16 protein-coding genes, 1 pseudogene and 1 riboswitch are annotated in these 16,154 nt (G+C 51.1%); of the genes and pseudogenes, 11 read left to right on the forward strand and 6 right to left on the reverse strand.

Going from position 1 to position 16,154, the window contains the following annotated elements:
* Positions 1-75 precede the first annotated feature (75 nt).
* Positions 76-2,709, reverse strand: coding sequence for a PqiB family protein (locus IP582_RS09470; RefSeq protein ID WP_193795754.1), 2,634 nt, complete (start codon positions 2,707-2,709; stop codon positions 76-78).
* A complete protein-coding gene (gene yebS / locus IP582_RS09475; protein ID WP_039078784.1) occupies positions 2,678-3,961 on the reverse strand; it encodes a membrane integrity lipid transport subunit YebS in 1,284 nt (427 codons plus the stop codon). The genes IP582_RS09470 and yebS overlap by 32 nt, the downstream gene beginning before the upstream one ends.
* A gap of 133 nt (positions 3,962-4,094) precedes the next feature.
* Between yebS and IP582_RS09480 the strand changes: the two genes are divergently transcribed.
* From IP582_RS09480 to htpX, 4 genes are all read left to right on the forward strand, one after another.
* Positions 4,095-4,592: a GAF domain-containing protein gene (locus tag IP582_RS09480; RefSeq protein ID WP_193795755.1), complete on the forward strand. Its 498-nt coding sequence runs from the start codon at positions 4,095-4,097 to the stop codon at positions 4,590-4,592.
* Positions 4,593-4,689: 97 nt separating this feature from the next.
* A complete protein-coding gene (proQ, locus tag IP582_RS09485; protein WP_193795756.1) occupies positions 4,690-5,376 on the forward strand; it encodes an RNA chaperone ProQ in 687 nt (228 codons plus the stop codon).
* 19 nt (positions 5,377-5,395) lie between these two features.
* Positions 5,396-7,444: a carboxy terminal-processing peptidase gene (gene prc / locus IP582_RS09490; protein WP_193795757.1), complete on the forward strand. Its 2,049-nt coding sequence runs from the start codon at positions 5,396-5,398 to the stop codon at positions 7,442-7,444.
* A gap of 193 nt (positions 7,445-7,637) precedes the next feature.
* Positions 7,638-8,519 carry a protease HtpX gene (htpX, locus tag IP582_RS09495; RefSeq protein ID WP_039079541.1) on the forward strand — a complete coding sequence of 294 codons (882 nt, stop codon included), beginning with the start codon at positions 7,638-7,640 and terminating at the stop codon, positions 8,517-8,519.
* Between the two features lie 45 nt (positions 8,520-8,564).
* On the opposite strand, the gene IP582_RS09500 is transcribed toward htpX, so the two are convergent.
* The gene (locus tag IP582_RS09500; RefSeq protein ID WP_193795758.1) at positions 8,565-9,935 is read right to left on the reverse strand and encodes an MFS transporter; all 1,371 of its coding nucleotides are present in this window, start codon (positions 9,933-9,935) and stop codon (positions 8,565-8,567) included.
* A gap of 177 nt (positions 9,936-10,112) precedes the next feature.
* On the opposite strand from IP582_RS09500, the gene kdgR reads away from it, so the two are divergent.
* A complete protein-coding gene (kdgR, locus tag IP582_RS09505) occupies positions 10,113-10,904 on the forward strand; it encodes a DNA-binding transcriptional regulator KdgR (RefSeq protein ID WP_039079539.1) in 792 nt (263 codons plus the stop codon).
* 33 nt (positions 10,905-10,937) lie between these two features.
* Here kdgR and IP582_RS09510 read toward each other — a convergent pair whose 3' ends face one another.
* Complete coding sequence (locus IP582_RS09510; protein WP_193795759.1) at positions 10,938-11,177, reverse strand: YobH family protein; 240 nt, start codon at positions 11,175-11,177, stop codon at positions 10,938-10,940.
* 158 nt (positions 11,178-11,335) lie between these two features.
* Here IP582_RS09510 and mgrB point away from each other — a divergent pair, with 158 nt between their 5' ends.
* From mgrB to rlmA, 6 genes and pseudogenes are all read left to right on the forward strand, one after another.
* Positions 11,336-11,479, forward strand: a complete 144-nt coding sequence (mgrB, locus tag IP582_RS09515) for a PhoP/PhoQ regulator MgrB (RefSeq protein ID WP_072039749.1) — start codon at positions 11,336-11,338, stop codon at positions 11,477-11,479.
* A gap of 74 nt (positions 11,480-11,553) precedes the next feature.
* The gene (locus tag IP582_RS09520) at positions 11,554-11,844 is read left to right on the forward strand and encodes a YebO family protein (RefSeq protein WP_039079537.1); all 291 of its coding nucleotides are present in this window, start codon (positions 11,554-11,556) and stop codon (positions 11,842-11,844) included.
* 15 nt (positions 11,845-11,859) lie between these two features.
* The gene (locus IP582_RS09525) at positions 11,860-12,861 is read left to right on the forward strand and encodes an MBL fold metallo-hydrolase (RefSeq protein WP_193795760.1); all 1,002 of its coding nucleotides are present in this window, start codon (positions 11,860-11,862) and stop codon (positions 12,859-12,861) included.
* A gap of 506 nt (positions 12,862-13,367) precedes the next feature.
* Positions 13,368-13,512 (forward strand): annotated as a pseudogene (locus tag IP582_RS09530) (DUF2627 domain-containing protein).
* A gap of 12 nt (positions 13,513-13,524) precedes the next feature.
* On the forward strand, positions 13,525-13,734 hold the full coding sequence (cspE, locus tag IP582_RS09535) for a transcription antiterminator/RNA stability regulator CspE (protein WP_001062678.1): 210 nt from the start codon (positions 13,525-13,527) through the stop codon (positions 13,732-13,734).
* A 152-nt stretch (positions 13,735-13,886) separates the two neighbouring features.
* Positions 13,887-14,702: a 23S rRNA (guanine(745)-N(1))-methyltransferase gene (gene rlmA / locus IP582_RS09540; RefSeq protein WP_193795761.1), complete on the forward strand. Its 816-nt coding sequence runs from the start codon at positions 13,887-13,889 to the stop codon at positions 14,700-14,702.
* Here rlmA and mntP read toward each other — a convergent pair.
* Positions 14,699-15,265 carry a manganese efflux pump MntP gene (gene mntP, locus IP582_RS09545; protein ID WP_193795762.1) on the reverse strand — a complete coding sequence of 189 codons (567 nt, stop codon included), beginning with the start codon at positions 15,263-15,265 and terminating at the stop codon, positions 14,699-14,701. The two genes, rlmA and mntP, sit on opposite strands and share 4 nt — an antisense overlap.
* 6 nt (positions 15,266-15,271) lie before the next feature.
* Positions 15,272-15,447: riboswitch (yybP-ykoY riboswitch) on the reverse strand.
* Positions 15,448-15,643: 196 nt separating this feature from the next.
* On the reverse strand, positions 15,644-16,102 hold the full coding sequence (locus IP582_RS09550; protein ID WP_193795763.1) for a DUF986 family protein: 459 nt from the start codon (positions 16,100-16,102) through the stop codon (positions 15,644-15,646).
* Positions 16,103-16,154 lie beyond the last annotated feature (52 nt).

Here is a 16,154-nt window from a genome sequence, read left to right on the forward strand (position 1 = left end):
TTATACCAAGGAAAGCAGAGAGGGGCGCAGTGTAACATACTCGCTCCGGCGCGGGCACGCCGGAGCGGTAAGGCATTAGCGTGGCAGGGCGGTACCCCATTGACGCCACTCTTTAGGCTCGCTTTCCTGCAACAGGAAATGTTTGCCTGGTTGCGCCTGTGGTGCCAGCGGGATTCCCGGCGGCGTGGCAAAGGCCACCCCACCGCGAATAAACTGGTTAAAGGTACCGGTTTTCACCACGCCGCCGGTCAGGCCAAAGTCCAGCGAATAGCCGGAAGCCAGCCAGAAGACGGAATTATTTCGCACCAGGTGCTGATAACGTTTACTGATCCGCAAGCCAACCATTACACGATCTGACAGGGAACCGAGCATCAGGCCTGTGACAGTACCCACTTCGATCCCACGGAACAGTACAGGCGTGCCAATATTCAGCGAACCGGCCTCCGGTGCTTCAACCACCACGTTCAAACCGTCCAGATAACGGGAGTCGGTGATCGTGGTTTCCTGAATTTCAAAATCGCGACGCGCCTCGCCGTGACCAGGTTCAACATTGATATAGGGTTGCAGGATCGTATCAAGATGCTCAACACCCGCCGCAGAGATTTGCGGTGTGACAACAGAAAAACGGGTGCCGCCACGGGCAAAAGTCTGTACATATTCAGGGTAAAGCACCCCGGTTGCCTGGACTTCGCTTCTGTCGGCAATGAGCTGGAGATTCGAAATCTGTCCGATATCAATGCCCAGATAGCGAATCGGCATACCCGTAGCCAGTTTCCCGGCATCATAGGCGTGCAGGGTTATCTGACTTCCCACGGCGCGTGCGGCGGTCTCTGAGGCGTACAGAATACGTTTGTCGCCTTTACGGGCGCTGGCACTGGCGCCGCTGAGATTATCGAAACTGATGGCTCCCTTCAGGGCACGAGACAAGGGCGACGCCTGTACCGTCAGGCCGCTACCGTTCAACTGTACTTTCGCCCCGCCTTCGGCCCAAAAAACGCTATTGCTGGTCAGCAGCGAACGATATTCCGGCTTGATATGTACCTCGATATCAAACGCATCGGCGCGGGGACGCACGGTAATGATCTCACCGACTTCAAATTTACGGTAGAGCACCACCGAGCCTGCCTGCACATCCGGCAGAGTATCGGCGGTGAGCGTCAGGGTGGTTGTCGGCAGGTCGCTTAGGCTGTTTTCCAGGGCTTTATCGAGATTAGCGAACAAGGGATAACTGGATTTCATCTCGCCTTTGCTGCCGGGCAGAATGCGAATACCGCCGCTGAGCCATTCGTTGGCGCTGGCGGCGAGGAACTCCACGCCATCCAGTCCCATCTTGACGTCAATACGGCTGTTGACCACAAACTTGCTATCGCCGTGCACCAGTTCGCGGTACTGCGGATCGATAGCCAGGGCAAACGAAACGCCTTTATTGGTTAAATTTCGCTCCAGCACCTGGCCGACTTGCACGCCATGTAAAATCAGCGGTTGTCCCGCGTCAATGCCATAGCTTTCCGGTGCGGTGAGCGTCAGGGTAATGACCCCGGGTTGCTGCAACAGATTTTTTGTCGCCGGAAGCACCACAAAGTGATTGCGAGGTTCACCTTCACCAGGTACCAGCTCAAGCGTAGTGCCTGTCAGCAGCGAACTGACATTGGGGTTATCAAGTGAAATTTTGGGGCTGCGCATTTCGATACGCGTATTGTCGCGCAGTAAATTAACGACGCCCGGATCAACCGTCATTTCACCGGTCACTGCGCCACCGGGGTTGAGATTGAGTTTGGTTAACTGACCGACCTGCAACCCCTGATACATCAGGGCAGTCGAACCTGCTTTCAGCCCATCTCCGCCTGGGAGATCAAGCTTGATCAACACACCGCGTTGGCTATGGGCGAGATCTTCGTAAAGACCGTACTCATCATCCTGGGTCGCTGGCTGTGATGAGTCCGGAGAGTCGAATGCAATCGCGCCATTAACCAGCGCGGCGAGGCTTTCAAGCTCGACTTTTGCGCCACTCAGGCTGACATCCGCTTTGACACCTGAAATATTCCAGAAGCGGCTGCCTTTTTTCACCAGATTGGTAAACCGGCGCTCTATCAGCACATCAATAGTGACGCCTTGTTTGTTGTTATTGATGGAGTAATCGTAAACGCGCCCGACCGGAATTTTTCGGAAATAGACCAGTGACCCGCTGTTAAGCGAACCCAGGTCCGGGGCATGAAGATGAATCATCAGTTCGCCATTATTCAGGCGATATTTAGGCTGCGTGTCGAGGGCGGTGAAATGCTCTTGCGGCTCCCCTTTACCGGGCATCATACCGATATAGTTACCCCCGACCAACGCATCCAGCCCGGAAACGCCCGCCAGCGAGGCTTTTGGCGTGACCAGCCAGAACTGCGTCTCACTGCGTAAGGCATCTTTCATATTGGCTTTGATGCTGGCGCGCACTTCGATTTTTTTCAGGTCTTCGCTCAGGCGAATATCCTGAACGGTGCCCACTTCAACACCCTGATAACGAATCGGCGTTCTGCCTGCGACGATACCGTCAGCAGACATAAAATCGATAGTGATGATATTACCGCGATCTTTATAGCTTCCCCAAACCAGCCAGCCTGCAATCAGCAGCGCAATGACCGGCAGCAGCCAGAAAGGTGAAATGCGGCGTTTTGTTTTTATACGCGCTTCAGTCGGCGAAGCGGGGGTTTCCTGACTCATGTGCATCCCAAAGTAAGCGGCTGTCCAGCCATTCCACAGCAAGAATAGTCAATATTACGGCTGCGCCGAAATAAAACGCAGCCGGTCCCATGGTAAAAGCAAGTAACTGGTCGCGGTTAATCAGTGACATTGTCAGTGAGATGACAAACAGATCGAGCATGGACCAACGCCCAATCCAGGTCACAAAGCGCAGAAGCAGGATGCGTGTACGTAACCCCTGTTCAAATTTGAAGTGGATGCTAAGAAGCAGTGTAAATAGCACGATAACTTTGGTAAACGGCACCAGAATACTGGCGATAAACACGACGCCTGCAACGGCAACGTTACTGTTTGCCAGTGACATAATGCCGGACAAAATTGTGTCTTCCTGCCGTGCCCCATTGACGTAAACCACCGAGATGGGAAGAAGATTAGCCGGAAACAGAAAAATTAACGATGCGATAAGCGCAGCCCAGCATTTTTGTACGCTCTGACGGCGGCGATAGCGCAAAGGAATATGGCAACGCGGACAGCGACCTCGCGGATCCGGGAAGCCGGTGAAGTGACATCCCAGGCAGATGCGCAACTTTTCATCAGGACGATTTGCCGGTCGTTGCGGGTAGAAACGCTCCCAGAGCTGCTCCACGTTCAAGTGAATCAGCGTCAGAATGCTTAAAATCACCAGAGCAACAAAAGCGATAAGGCCGACACCTGGTTGCAGAAAGGCATAGTCCTGCACTTTGATCGAGGCAACACCGATGCCCACCAGATAAATATCCAGCATGACCCATTCTTTTAGCTTTTCGAGCATCAGCAGAACCGGGCGGAGATTCATCCCCAGTATGTTACCGAACCATAAGTAGGCGATCGCGGCGACCAGTACCAGCGGCGCTCCCACGGTACAAAACAGCACCATCGCAGCCGTGAGCGGATCGCCCTGTGCGGTCATCTGCCAGATCCCCTGGAGCAGGTTAGCGTCGATGCGTGTTCCCAGCAGATAGAAGTGCAGCAACGGCTCGCTCCATGCGAATGGCATGAGCAGTATCATTGTCACGGCCATTGCGGCCAGCCGGGTTAATGACCAGTCTCGACCGTCGCGAATTTTCGCATCACAACAGGGGCAGAATGCACTTTGGTGCGATTTCATGACCGGAAGGGCGAAAAGCGTATCGCATTGCGGACATCGCTGATAATGTGCGCGGGGCAAGGCGTCGCCGATGGCGTGGACGGCCATTTTTTTAGCAGGCGTTATCTGTCGGTTTTTCAGGGCCATTGCATGCATATGAATAAATCAGGAATAAATCTATCTTAACTCATGATGGGAACTTCTTGAGCATCAATGCATTTAATGCTTATTTTAATAGGCTACACTGCATGACCGAAGTAAGACATAAAGTGATTGGATAATGAACAAAATAGAATTTTACGCGGATTTAAACCGTGATTTTCAGGCGTTAATGGCAGGTGAAACCAGTTTCTTAGCGACACTCGCTAACACCAGTGCGCTGCTTTTTGAGCGGCTGAGTGACGTGAACTGGGCCGGTTTCTATCTCCTTGAAGATGATACGCTGGTATTGGGGCCATTTCAGGGCAAGATTGCCTGCGTGCGTATTCCGGTTGGACGCGGCGTTTGTGGTACTGCTGTGGCACAAAATAGCGTGCAACGCGTGGAAGATGTTCATCAGTTCTCCGGGCATATTGCCTGTGATGCTGCCAGTAATGCCGAAATCGTACTGCCCATTACACTGAATAATCAGATTATTGGCGTACTTGATATCGATAGCGTCGCGTTCTCGCGCTTTACTGCAGAGGATGAACAAGGGTTGCGTGAGCTGGTTTCGCACCTGGAAAACACGCTTGTACAGACCGATTATAAAAAATTCTTTGCGAGCGTCGCAGGATAATCAACGGATAACGTAGCATTTACGGATAGCGTCATTATAATGACGCCTGTTCATGCCTGCGGCTTGTTGGCAACGTCCGTTGTAATCAGGAAATTTCATGGAAAATCAACCTAAGTTGAATAGCAGTAAAGAAGTTATCGCCTTTTTGTCCGAACGTTTTCCTCACTGTTTCAGTGCAGAAGGCGAAGCGCGTCCCCTGAAAATCGGTATTTTTCAGGATTTAGTAGCACGAGTTGAGGGCGAGATGAATCTCAGCAAAACTCAGCTTCGTTCCGCTTTACGTCTTTACACTTCAAGCTGGCGTTACCTGTACGGTATCAAAGCTGGCGCGACCCGTGTCGATCTCGACGGTAACCCGTGTGGCGTTCTGGATGAGCAACACGTTGAGCACGCCCGTAAACAGCTTGAAGAAGCCAAAGCTCGCGTTCAGGCACAACGCGCTGAACAACAAGCGAAAAAACGAGAAGCAGCCATTGCAGCAGGTGAGACGGAAGAGGCTCCGCGTCGTGAGCGTAAACCCCGTCCGGCACCGCGCCGTAAGGAAAATAGCGAGCGTAAACCTCGTACTGACAAACCTGCCGCAAAACCCCAGCGTGCGCCACGAGAAGAACGCCATACGCCAGTTTCAGATTTATCTGCACTGACCGTAGGTCAAAACCTCAAGGTTAAAGCGGGTAATAATGCGATGGACGCCACCGTCCTGGAAATCACCAAAGATGGCGTTCGCGTACAGCTTATTTCGGGTATGTCGATGATTGTACGCGCAGAACATTTGATGTTCTGAAACGGAGGCCTGGCCTGGCATGAACACTTTGTTTAAGCGCACAGCGTTGGCTGGCCTGTTATTAGTAACAGGCCAGGTTTTCGCAGTGGAAGATATTACCCGTGCCGATCAAATTCCGGTGTTAAAGGAAGAGGCTCAGCACGCGACAGTGAGTGAACGTGTGACCTCGCGGTTTACCCGTTCTCACTACCGTCAATTCGATTTGGATCAAGCCTTTTCGGCAAAGATCTTCGATCGTTACCTCAATTTGCTGGACTACAGCCATAACGTGCTTCTGGCCAGCGATGTTGCACAATTCGCGCAGAAAAAAACGCAGTTAGGTGATGAACTCCGCACCGGCAAACTCGATGTTTTCTACGATCTCTACAATCTCGCGCAAAAACGCCGTTTCGAACGCTACCAGTACGCACTGAAAGTGCTGGAGCGCCCGATGGATTTCTCTGGCAACGACACTTTCAACCTTGACCGCAGTAAATCGCCATGGCCGAAGGATGAGTCTGAGCTTAATGCTCTGTGGGACGGCAAAGTCAAATATGACGAGTTGAGTCTCAAACTTACTGGTAAAGATGACAAAGAGATCCGCGATACTCTGACGCGTCGTTATAAGTTTGCCATTCGCCGCCTGGTGCAAACCAACAGTGAAGATGTGTTCTCGCTGGCGATGACCTCGTTTGCCCGCGAAATTGATCCGCATACTAACTATCTGTCGCCACGCAATACGGAACAGTTCAACACTGAGATGAGCCTTTCTCTGGAAGGTATCGGTGCCGTTCTGCAAATGGATGACGACTACACGGTTATCAATTCGATGGTAGCGGGTGGTCCGGCGTCGAAGAGCAAAGCCATCAGCGTGGGCGATCGTATCGTTGGCGTTGGTCAGACGGGCCAGAATATGGTCGATGTCATTGGCTGGCGTCTCGATGACGTAGTTGCGCTGATCAAAGGTCCGAAAGGCAGCAAAGTTCGCCTCGAAATTCTGCCTGCGGGTAAAGGAACGAAGACGCGGATTGTAACGCTGACGCGTGAACGTATTCGTCTTGAAGACCGTGCAGTGAAAATGTCGGTGAAAACGGTCGGCAAAGAAAAAGTTGGCGTACTGGATATTCCTGGCTTCTATGTGGGTCTGACGGATGACGTCAAGGTTCAGTTGCAGAAGCTCGAAAAACAGAACGTTAGCAGCGTTGTGATTGATCTGCGCACCAACGGTGGCGGAGCATTAACGGAAGCGGTTTCCCTTTCCGGTCTGTTTATTCCGTCAGGTCCTGTGGTTCAGGTTCGCGACAATAATGGCAAAGTCCGTGAAGACAGCGATACCGATGGCGTGGTCTATTATAAAGGCCCGCTGGTGGTGCTGGTTGACCGCTTCAGTGCCTCGGCATCTGAAATATTTGCTGCGGCGATGCAGGATTATGGCCGTGCGTTGATCGTGGGTGAACCCACCTTCGGTAAAGGTACCGTTCAGCAGTATCGTTCGCTGAACCGTATTTACGACCAGATGTTGCGTCCGGAATGGCCTGCGCTGGGTTCAGTGCAGTACACGATCCAGAAGTTCTACCGTGTCAATGGCGGCAGTACACAGCGTAAAGGCGTTACACCGGACATCATCATGCCGACGGGTACGCAAGTGACGGAAACGGGCGAGAAATTTGAAGATAACGCCCTGCCGTGGGATAGCATCAATGCGGCTAACTTTACGAAGTATGGAGACATGAAGCCGTTTGGTCCGCAGCTGCTGCAGGAACATGATGAGCGTATTGCGAAAGACCCGGAATTCCAGTACATCATGAAGGACATTGCTCGCTTCAATGCCCTGAAAGATAAAAAGAATATCGTGTCACTGAACTATGCGCAGCGTGAAAAAGAGAACACCGAAGACGATGCTATTCGTCTCAGTCGCCTCAACGATCGCTTCAAACGTGAAGGCAAACCGCAGCTGAAGAAACTGGAAGATCTGCCGAAAGATTACCAGGAGCCGGATCCCTATCTGGATGAGACCGTCCATATCGCGCTGGACCTTGCCCATCTTGAAAAAGATTCCCCGGCGGCTGACCCCGCTCCCGCAAAATAACCCTCCAACAGGCACAAGAAATTGTGCCTGTTTTTTTAACAAGCTCCACATGGCGTAAGCATTGTGCTACAAAATGTAAAGTTGTGTCTTTCTGGTCACTTACGGCTCTCTGATGCTTGAAAATAGCCGGATTAACCATACGATGTGGGTAATCGCATAGTGCGTTTTGTTAATTAGAGGTTAAAAGAAAATTATGATGCGTATCGCGCTCTTCCTGTTGACTAACCTTGCCGTCATGCTTGTCTTCGGCCTGGTGCTTAGCCTGACGGGCATTCAGTCGAGCAGCGTGCAGGGATTATTGATTATGGCGCTGCTGTTTGGTTTTGGCGGCTCTTTTGTTTCACTGCTGATGTCGAAATGGATGGCACTGAAGTCCGTAGGCGGTGAGGTTATTGAACAGCCGCGTAACGACATGGAACGCTGGCTGATGAATACCGTTGCTACTCAGGCTCGCCAGGCGGGTATCGCTATGCCGCAGGTGGCTATCTACCATGCGCCGGATATCAACGCATTTGCGACAGGTGCCCGCCGTGACGCATCGCTGGTTGCTGTCAGTACCGGGCTTTTGCAGAATATGAGCCGTGATGAAGCCGAAGCGGTTATTGCCCACGAAATTAGCCATATTGCAAACGGCGACATGGTCACGATGACCCTGATTCAGGGGGTGGTGAACACCTTCGTTATCTTCATCTCGCGTATTCTCGCGCAGATTGCATCAGGCTTTCTTAGCGGCAACCGAGATGATGGCGAAGAGAGTAACGGTAACCCGTTGATTTACTTTGCGGTAGCGACCGTGCTGGAGCTGGTTTTTGGTATTCTGGCCAGTATTATCACGATGTGGTTCTCGCGTCACCGTGAATTCCATGCTGATGCGGGTTCTGCAAAACTCGTTGGCCGTGAAAAAATGATTGCCGCTCTCCAGCGTCTGAAAACCAGCTATGAGCCGCAGGAAGCCAGCAGCATGATGGCATTTTGCATCAACGGTAAAGGCAAGTCGTTAAGCGAGTTGTTTATGACCCACCCGCCGCTGGACAAACGTATCGAAGCGCTGCGTAGCGGGGCTTATCTCAAATAAGGCGTACGCCTGAAATGAAAAAGCGCGTCATATGACGCGCTTTTTTTATACCGTACGCGGCTGTGTGATCCGCAAACCACTGACAATAGCGGCGACGGTCGCCAGTATGCCTGCCAGCAGGAGTGATGTATGCGTCCCGCTCTTATCAAACAGGTTGAAGAGTAACGCCACCAGTGCCGCCCCGGAACTCTGCCCTAAGAGACGCGCGGTACCGAGCATACCGCTGGCGCCACCGCTACGTTGACGCGGCGCGGAGCTGATAATCGTATGGTTATTGGGCGACTGGAACAGACCAAACCCCGCCCCACAAAGGGCCATTCGCCAGATAATATCCGCATCGGCAGGGGCTGTGGGTAGCATCGCAAGCGCAAACAAGCCGCACGCCATCATGGCCAGCCCAAGCGCGCCCAATAACCCGGCATGGACACGTTCAATCAGATAACCCGCTAATGGTGCCATCACCATGGTCGCTAACGGCCACGGGGTTAACAACAGACCGGTTTCCACTTCGCTGCGCCCAAGCACCGATTGCATAAAGAAGGGGAGGGAAACGAGAGCCAGCATTTGTGCGCAAAAAGAGCAGATTGATGTACAGATCGATAATGAGAACAGCGGGATACGCAACAGGTCGACGGGTAACAGAGGCACCGGCAAACGCAGTTGCCGACGTACAAAGAAGGTGCCGATCACCAGTATGGCGGCGATTTCAGCGAGCACCAGTGTGGTGGATTGCCCCTGGGCGAAGCCACTCATCGCGGTTATCAGTAAACCAAACGTTAGCGCGTTCATCACTGCGCTTGGAAGATCGAATTTCGGCATTGCACTGCGTGAGCCATTGGCGGGCAAATAGCGCAGCGCCAGGACCAGCGAGAGTATGCCCAGTGGCACATTAATCAAAAACAGCCACTGCCAGGAGGCGACAGAGAGAATGGCCGCGGCAATCGTCGGGCCTGCCGCCGAGGAGACAGCAACCACGAATGAGTTGATTCCCATCCCGCGTCCCAGTTGACGCTGGGGGTAAATCAGGCGAATTAATGCAGTATTCACACTCATTAGCGCCGCGCCACCGAAACCTTGCGCGACACGAGCAAGCGTCAGCGTGAGTAACGAATCTGACAGCGCGCATAACAGGGACGTCAATGTAAAAAGCACCAGCCCGCACTGGTAGACGCGACGGTAGCCGAACATGTCGCCGAGGAAGGACAACGTCAGCAGGGAAATGACAATCGCTATCTGATAGGCGTTAACGACCCATATTGAGCTGGCTGGTGAGGCGTGCAGATCCCGCGCAATTGTAGGCAGTGCAACATTCGCAATAGCGCCGTCGAGTACGGCCATAGTAATGCCAATAACAATCGTTAAAATTGCCCCGTAGCGTTGTGGGACTGGTAAGCCGTCTGGTGTGGATTTATTCATGGGAAAAGCTGGGTTTTGCTTGTTCAATGATTTGTATAATGATTCTATCACCCGCATTTCGGTTTTATATCGCAGATTTGTAACGAAGTGACCAAACTCGGATTGCGACGGGCAGGCGAGAAATTTATAATAAAAAACTATTCTGATTTTTATAAAACACGGGCGATGAGGTGACTAATGGCTATTGCAGATTTGGATAAACAGCCAGACTCTGTGTCTTCTGTACTGAAGGTATTTGGCATTCTGCAGGCGCTTGGCGAAGAACGTGAGATCGGGATCACCGAACTTTCGCAGCGCGTCATGATGTCAAAAAGCACCGTATATCGCTTTTTGCAGACGATGAAATCACTGGGCTATGTTGCTCAGGAAGGGGAGTCAGAGAAATACTCTCTCACCCTTAAACTGTTCGAACTCGGTGCACGGGCGCTGCAAAACGTAGACCTGATCCGCAGTGCCGACATTCAGATGCGTGAACTCTCTCGCCTGACCAAAGAGACTATCCACCTGGGCGCGCTGGATGAAGACAGTATTGTCTACATCCATAAAATTGACTCTATGTATAACCTGCGTATGTATTCACGCATTGGTCGCCGCAACCCGCTGTATAGCACCGCGATTGGTAAAGTATTGCTGGCGTGGCGTGACAAGGAAGAGGTTGTGCAGATCCTTGAAGGCGTAGAGTACAAACGCAGCACTGAGCGCACCATAACCAGTACCGAGGATTTATTACCGATGCTTGATATCGTCCGCCAGCAGGGTTACGGCGAAGATAATGAAGAGCAGGAAGAAGGGTTACGTTGCATTGGTGTGCCAGTCTTTGACCGTTTCGGCGTCGTCATTGCCGGGCTGAGTATCTCCTTCCCGACGCTGCGTTTCTCCGAGGAACGCCTGCATGAGTATGTCAGTATGCTCCACCATGCTGCGCGTAAGATTTCTGAACAGATGGGTTATAACGATTACCCGTTCTGAGTGTGAGAACGCCGCCTTGATGGCGGCGTTTGTTTATCCATTATCGACGACGGTTTCGCTTTTGCGCAGTATCGGACATTGCGTGAGTCCGATAATACCGCTGCTTGAGTGAACATATTGTGCTGTGCTGACGCCCCGGGCCGTCAGATATTTACACTGTAATCCCAGACCTGCGGCATTTTCATGGCTGCCAATCAGTACGCCATATCCACTTAGTAAAATACCAACCCAGACCAGTGCCACGATAATAATTGCCCGAATAAGAGTGCGCATTTTCATTCCTTGCGTTTGGATACTGTTCTCAGGCTACCGTTTTGGCGGTATACCGCACACCCGAGCATTCCTAAAAACTCCGATTAGAGATACAGTTAGTCGCGGTTTAAGGAACTAATGCTAACCTGGTAACATAGAGTGGAGTATCGGAGAGTGGAGTGAAAAAGTTTAGATGGCTAATACTGATCGCCGTACTGGTGGTCTGCCTGTTGCTCTGGACTCAAATGCTAAATGTGATGTGCGACCAGGATGTTCAGTTTTTCAGCGGCATTTGCGTCATCAATAAATATATCCCCTGGTAGGGGCTTTTTTGTCGTTAATGATGTCCTTCCGTCTTGCCAGTGGTAAAATGTACCTCTTTGGTTGAGGTGGTAAAATGAACGAATTAATGAATTCAGGCGCGCTTAATATCGCGTCTTTTGTCGTTTCGGTGGTGGTGTTGCTGGTTGGGCTGGTGCTGTGGTTCTTTATCAATCGTGCAAGCTCGCGGACGAATGAGCAAATCGAATTGCTCGAAGCAGTGTTAGATCAGCAAAAGCGTCAGACCGCATTGTTGCGTCGTTTGTGCGAATCGAACGAACCGGAAAAAGAAGTCGCTGCTCCGGCGCCGGTTGTTGAGGAAGAAGGCAAAGACGACGAATTTATTCGTCTGGTTGCCGAGCGTTAATTTCGTGGGGGGGGTATGGCGCGTAAAAATCTCTGGTTTAATGCCGCACTTCCTCACCATCGTCCCGACGGATTTACTAATCTCACGCCAGGTGGTCATGCGCCTGGCGATGTAAAGCGTTGGCGGCAGGAGCGCAAAGCCGCAGGATTACCCCGTCCACCCGCAGAGGGCTATGCCAGTTTTACTGCCCAGTGGTGGCAGCATGCAGAAATTAAGGGCGACGATGACAGGGTGTGGTGGTTAGGCCACTCGTCCATTCTGTTGCGCCTGATGGGACAGTATATTTTGACCGATCCGGTATTCTCAGATCGGGCATCGCCACTACGCTTTGCCGGACCGCAGCGACGAACACCGCCTGCACTGACCATTTCCGAACTCCCTTCGCTCGACACTATCCTTATCTCACACAATCACTACGATCATCTTGATGCCAGAACGATGCGCGCACTTATCCAACGTTTTCCGCACGTGACGATTTTTGTCCCCCTCGGGCTGGGAAACTGGTGCCGTCGTTTGGGGGCGTGCAATGTGACGGAACTGGACTGGTGGCAAAGCGTGGTATTCCAGGGGCTTGTGTATACGGCTGTGCCAGCTCAGCACTGGAGCATGCGCACCCCCTGGGATCGCAATAACGCCTTATGGTGTGGTTGGGTTGTGGAAAATAGTGCACATCGTTTCTGGTTTCCGGGAGACACGGGTTACTGCGAGGCGTTATTGACTATTCCCCAACGTTTAGGGCCGCTCAGCCTGGCAGCGCTCCCTATTGGTGCATACGCTCCTCGTTGGTTCATGGCCTACAACCATATGGATCCGCAGCAGGCGGTAACGTTATGGCAGCAGTTGGGCAAACCGCTAACGTTTCCTATTCACTGGGGCGTTTTTGAACTGGCGGATGAATCACTGGATGAGCCGCTGCGCGAGTTGCATGACGCATTAAGCGAAACGGCAGATGACATTACGAGCTTCATGACGCTGAAAATGGGTCAGTCTTTTTCTTTGCAAAATAAGGACGAGTAGCACTGGTACTAATTTATTATTTAGAAGAAGTTAAATATTTTTTATTTTTATCGAAACGTTTTTATTGCCTTTTAATGAGGCACTGTCATCAGACTTTCATTATTTTGGTGCACACTCCTGCTTAATTGCACAACAAATATTCGATGGTAAACCAACACATTTGATTAGTTACAAGAGGGGCGCATTTCAGACCTTCCTGATTAGCGAAAAAGGGCATAGGTATGCGTTAATGCTGTTACTGATATAAGGTATGCCGGAATATTTTTATCCCCCCACGTGGACGAATGGAACTCATTGAGCTATGGTAAAAAAGATGGGTTATCAAACGGAGCCAGAAGGCGGGCTGCCTGTCGTTACGAGGTTATCTTGTATGCATAAATGTGCATCGGTTGTATTGATAACCTTAGAATTTGTGCGACGGATCCAGGCCTTTTTAAAAATGGCTTGCCATAATTTACGTTGTGTGTGATAACACGTTTTGGGTCAAACGAGGTACAGTTCTGTTTATGTGTGGCATTTTCAGTAAAGAAGTCCTGAGTAAACACGTTATCGTTGAATACCGCTTCTCTGCCGAACCTTATATTAGTGCCTCAAGCAGTAATGTCTCAGTTTTATCTCAGTTAATGCCTACGGGCGAAGTATATACATTAAGGAATATTGCAAATGGCAAAGATTAAAGGTCAAGTTAAGTGGTTCAACGAGTCCAAAGGTTTTGGTTTCATTACTCCTGCTGATGGCAGCAAAGATGTGTTCGTTCACTTCTCTGCAATCCAGGGTAACGGCTTCAAAACTCTGGCCGAAGGCCAGAACGTTGAGTTTGAAATTCAGGACGGCCAGAAAGGCCCGGCAGCTGTTAACGTAACTGCTATCTAATTTCAAAACCACTGGTACTTGAGACGCCACTGGCGTATCAATGTCAGCGAAAAGCCTCGCCACCGTGCGGGGCTTTTTAATTTCAGGCTTCGCATTCCCCGATGCGCCGAATGGCGGTAAACTTGCGTCCTTTAAAGAGTCCCGGAGTTGCCATGCCCTTCAGTTGCCCACTTTGTCACGCCCCCTTGACGCGTTCCGAACAGAGCTTTTCCTGTCCACAACGCCATCAGTACGACATCGCGAAAGAAGGGTACGTCAATTTATTGCCCGTGCAGCATAAGCGTTCGCGGGATCCGGGTGACAGTGCGGAAATGATGCAGGCACGCCGTGCGTTTCTTGATGCCGGACACTACCAGCAGCTGCGCGATGCGATCGCTTTACAGCTACAGACGCGCCTCCCTGCGCACGCAGAGGCGATACTGGATATTGGCTGTGGGGAAGGGTACTACACTCAGTCCTTTGCTGAGGTCGCGCAGCGTAAAGAGGCCCGGACGTTTGGCCTCGATGTTTCAAAAGCCGCCATTCGGGCAGCCGCGAAACGTTACCCGGAGGTGATGTTTTGCGTTGCCTCCAGCCATCGCCTGCCTTTCCAGAATGACAGCATTGACGCTGTCGTACGCATTTACGCACCCTGCAAAGCAGAAGAACTGGTACGTGTGGTAAAACCGGGGGGATGGGTCATTACCGCAGCGCCTGGGCCACGCCACTTGATGGAACTGAAAGAGTTAATTTACCGCGAAGTGCAGTTACATGCGCCTGATAATGGCGAGATAGAAGGGTTTCGCGTCGTAGAGCAGCAATCACTGAGCTATCAGATGGAATTAACCGGTGCCGGGGCCGTCGCGTTACTGCAAATGACGCCCTTTGCGTGGCGGGCAAAACCGGATGTCCGGGAGACACTGGCAGCGAAAGCGCGCTTTAACTGTCAGACCGATTTTACCCTGCATTGTCTGCAGCGCGTTGATTAAGGCGCGAAGTGTGACCAGAGGATCTCAATACCGATCCCGATAAGAACGATACCGCCAAGAATTTCTGCCCGCTTGCCTAGCAGCGGGCCAATATACCGACCAATCATCATGCCGAGTGTGGACATCACCAGTGTGGCGCAACCAATCGCCAGCGCGGTCGTCAGAATATTCACCTGCAAGAATGCCAGACCCACCCCTACGGCCATCGCATCAAGACTGGTCGCAATCGCGGTAGTGACCAACAACCAGAAACCGTGGCGATGCGGTGCTTCCCCTGTGTCATCCGTCTCTGCGCGAAAACCTTCCAGCACCATTCTGCCGCCAAGGAACATCAGTAAGATGAAGGCAATCCAGTGATTCCACTCCAGCACAAACTGGCTGGCAAGCATCCCCAGACCCCAGCCAATAAGCGGCGTCAGCGTTTCAATAACGCCAAAAATCAGGCCAGTGCGGAGGGCTTCGGAGAATTTGGGTTTATGCAGGGTCGCCCCTTTACCGATTGATGCAGCGAAGGCATCCATCGACATGCCAAAGGCGAGAAGAATTGTGGCGGATAAATTCATGCGAGCGTCCTGACCGGGAGTTCCATATAACACACCACTGCCCCCAGTAAACAGCAGTTGATGTGTCAATGGTCTCGCCTGACTGGATAACTCTCAGTCCGTACGTGCCACGTTTTGCAACGAGTATGTTGACACGTACATTTCCAGCAAATGGAAATCGGCTACTCCCCAACGACGGGCGCAACATTAACATATTTTGAGAATATAAAACAACAACAGAGAATTATTAATCCTTTTACCAATTGATAACGATTAACATTTAGATTTATAAGTGAATATAACGTTAAAAAGATTAAGCACTTTCCCGTGGGAAATATAGCAAAGGCTATAAGTGTGCTTATTTAATATACATTGGAGATGTGGGTGTTTGCATTTAAATTATTGAATTTTAATCATTAATTTATATATCCTTTCCAGATCATCAATATTTTTTACCCGGATAAGCAAGCGCCTTTGTTCTAATTGCATCACCAGCACGCCATCCTCAGATAAGTTCATCTCCTTAATTCGGTTATATTCTATCCATACGCTGGAAAAGAAAAACCCCCGCGATTTGAAGATGATCTTAGGTGTGCGAATCCAAAAAAGATAAATGGCTAATAATGCCAGCGCGGATAATAACCATGTGGTTAATGGCGTACCGTTATTTGTGACATTGTTGTAAATAAGGATAACCAACAGGCCAACAAAAATAGCCGCATCAACACGGCTGCGACGCAGCAAGGGGAGGGCAAGCAGGGTATCGCCGTGACGGCGGGGCAGGATAAGTTCATCGTAAATGGCAAATGCCAGCAGGGTGGCGATAAACAACATCAGTATGCTGTCCGTGAGCGTCATGGTTCCTCCTGATAATAAAAAACCGGGGCAAGGCCCCGGTTATAACACAACG

The sequence above is a fragment of the Citrobacter sp. BDA59-3 genome (assembly GCF_015167655.1).
Taxonomy (GTDB): domain Bacteria; phylum Pseudomonadota; class Gammaproteobacteria; order Enterobacterales; family Enterobacteriaceae; genus Phytobacter; species Phytobacter diazotrophicus.

Bases quoted from the DNA above. Each gene is read 5' to 3' on its own strand.
- IP582_RS09470 (WP_193795754.1), bottom strand. From the start codon at position 2,709: ATGAGTCAGGAAACCCCCGCTTCGCCGACTGAAGCGCGTATAAAAACA.
- yebS (WP_039078784.1), bottom strand. From the start codon at position 3,961: ATGGCCCTGAAAAACCGACAGATAACGCCTGCTAAAAAAATGGCCGTC.
- IP582_RS09480 (WP_193795755.1), top strand. From the start codon at position 4,095: ATGAACAAAATAGAATTTTACGCGGATTTAAACCGTGATTTTCAGGCG.
- proQ (WP_193795756.1), top strand. From the start codon at position 4,690: ATGGAAAATCAACCTAAGTTGAATAGCAGTAAAGAAGTTATCGCCTTT.
- prc (WP_193795757.1), top strand. From the start codon at position 5,396: ATGAACACTTTGTTTAAGCGCACAGCGTTGGCTGGCCTGTTATTAGTA.
- htpX (WP_039079541.1), top strand. From the start codon at position 7,638: ATGATGCGTATCGCGCTCTTCCTGTTGACTAACCTTGCCGTCATGCTT.
- IP582_RS09500 (WP_193795758.1), bottom strand. From the start codon at position 9,935: ATGAATAAATCCACACCAGACGGCTTACCAGTCCCACAACGCTACGGG.
- kdgR (WP_039079539.1), top strand. From the start codon at position 10,113: ATGGCTATTGCAGATTTGGATAAACAGCCAGACTCTGTGTCTTCTGTA.
- IP582_RS09510 (WP_193795759.1), bottom strand. From the start codon at position 11,177: ATGCGCACTCTTATTCGGGCAATTATTATCGTGGCACTGGTCTGGGTT.
- IP582_RS09520 (WP_039079537.1), top strand. From the start codon at position 11,554: ATGAACGAATTAATGAATTCAGGCGCGCTTAATATCGCGTCTTTTGTC.
- IP582_RS09525 (WP_193795760.1), top strand. From the start codon at position 11,860: ATGGCGCGTAAAAATCTCTGGTTTAATGCCGCACTTCCTCACCATCGT.
- cspE (WP_001062678.1), top strand. From the start codon at position 13,525: ATGGCAAAGATTAAAGGTCAAGTTAAGTGGTTCAACGAGTCCAAAGGT.
- rlmA (WP_193795761.1), top strand. From the start codon at position 13,887: ATGCCCTTCAGTTGCCCACTTTGTCACGCCCCCTTGACGCGTTCCGAA.
- mntP (WP_193795762.1), bottom strand. From the start codon at position 15,265: ATGAATTTATCCGCCACAATTCTTCTCGCCTTTGGCATGTCGATGGAT.
- IP582_RS09550 (WP_193795763.1), bottom strand. From the start codon at position 16,102: ATGACGCTCACGGACAGCATACTGATGTTGTTTATCGCCACCCTGCTG.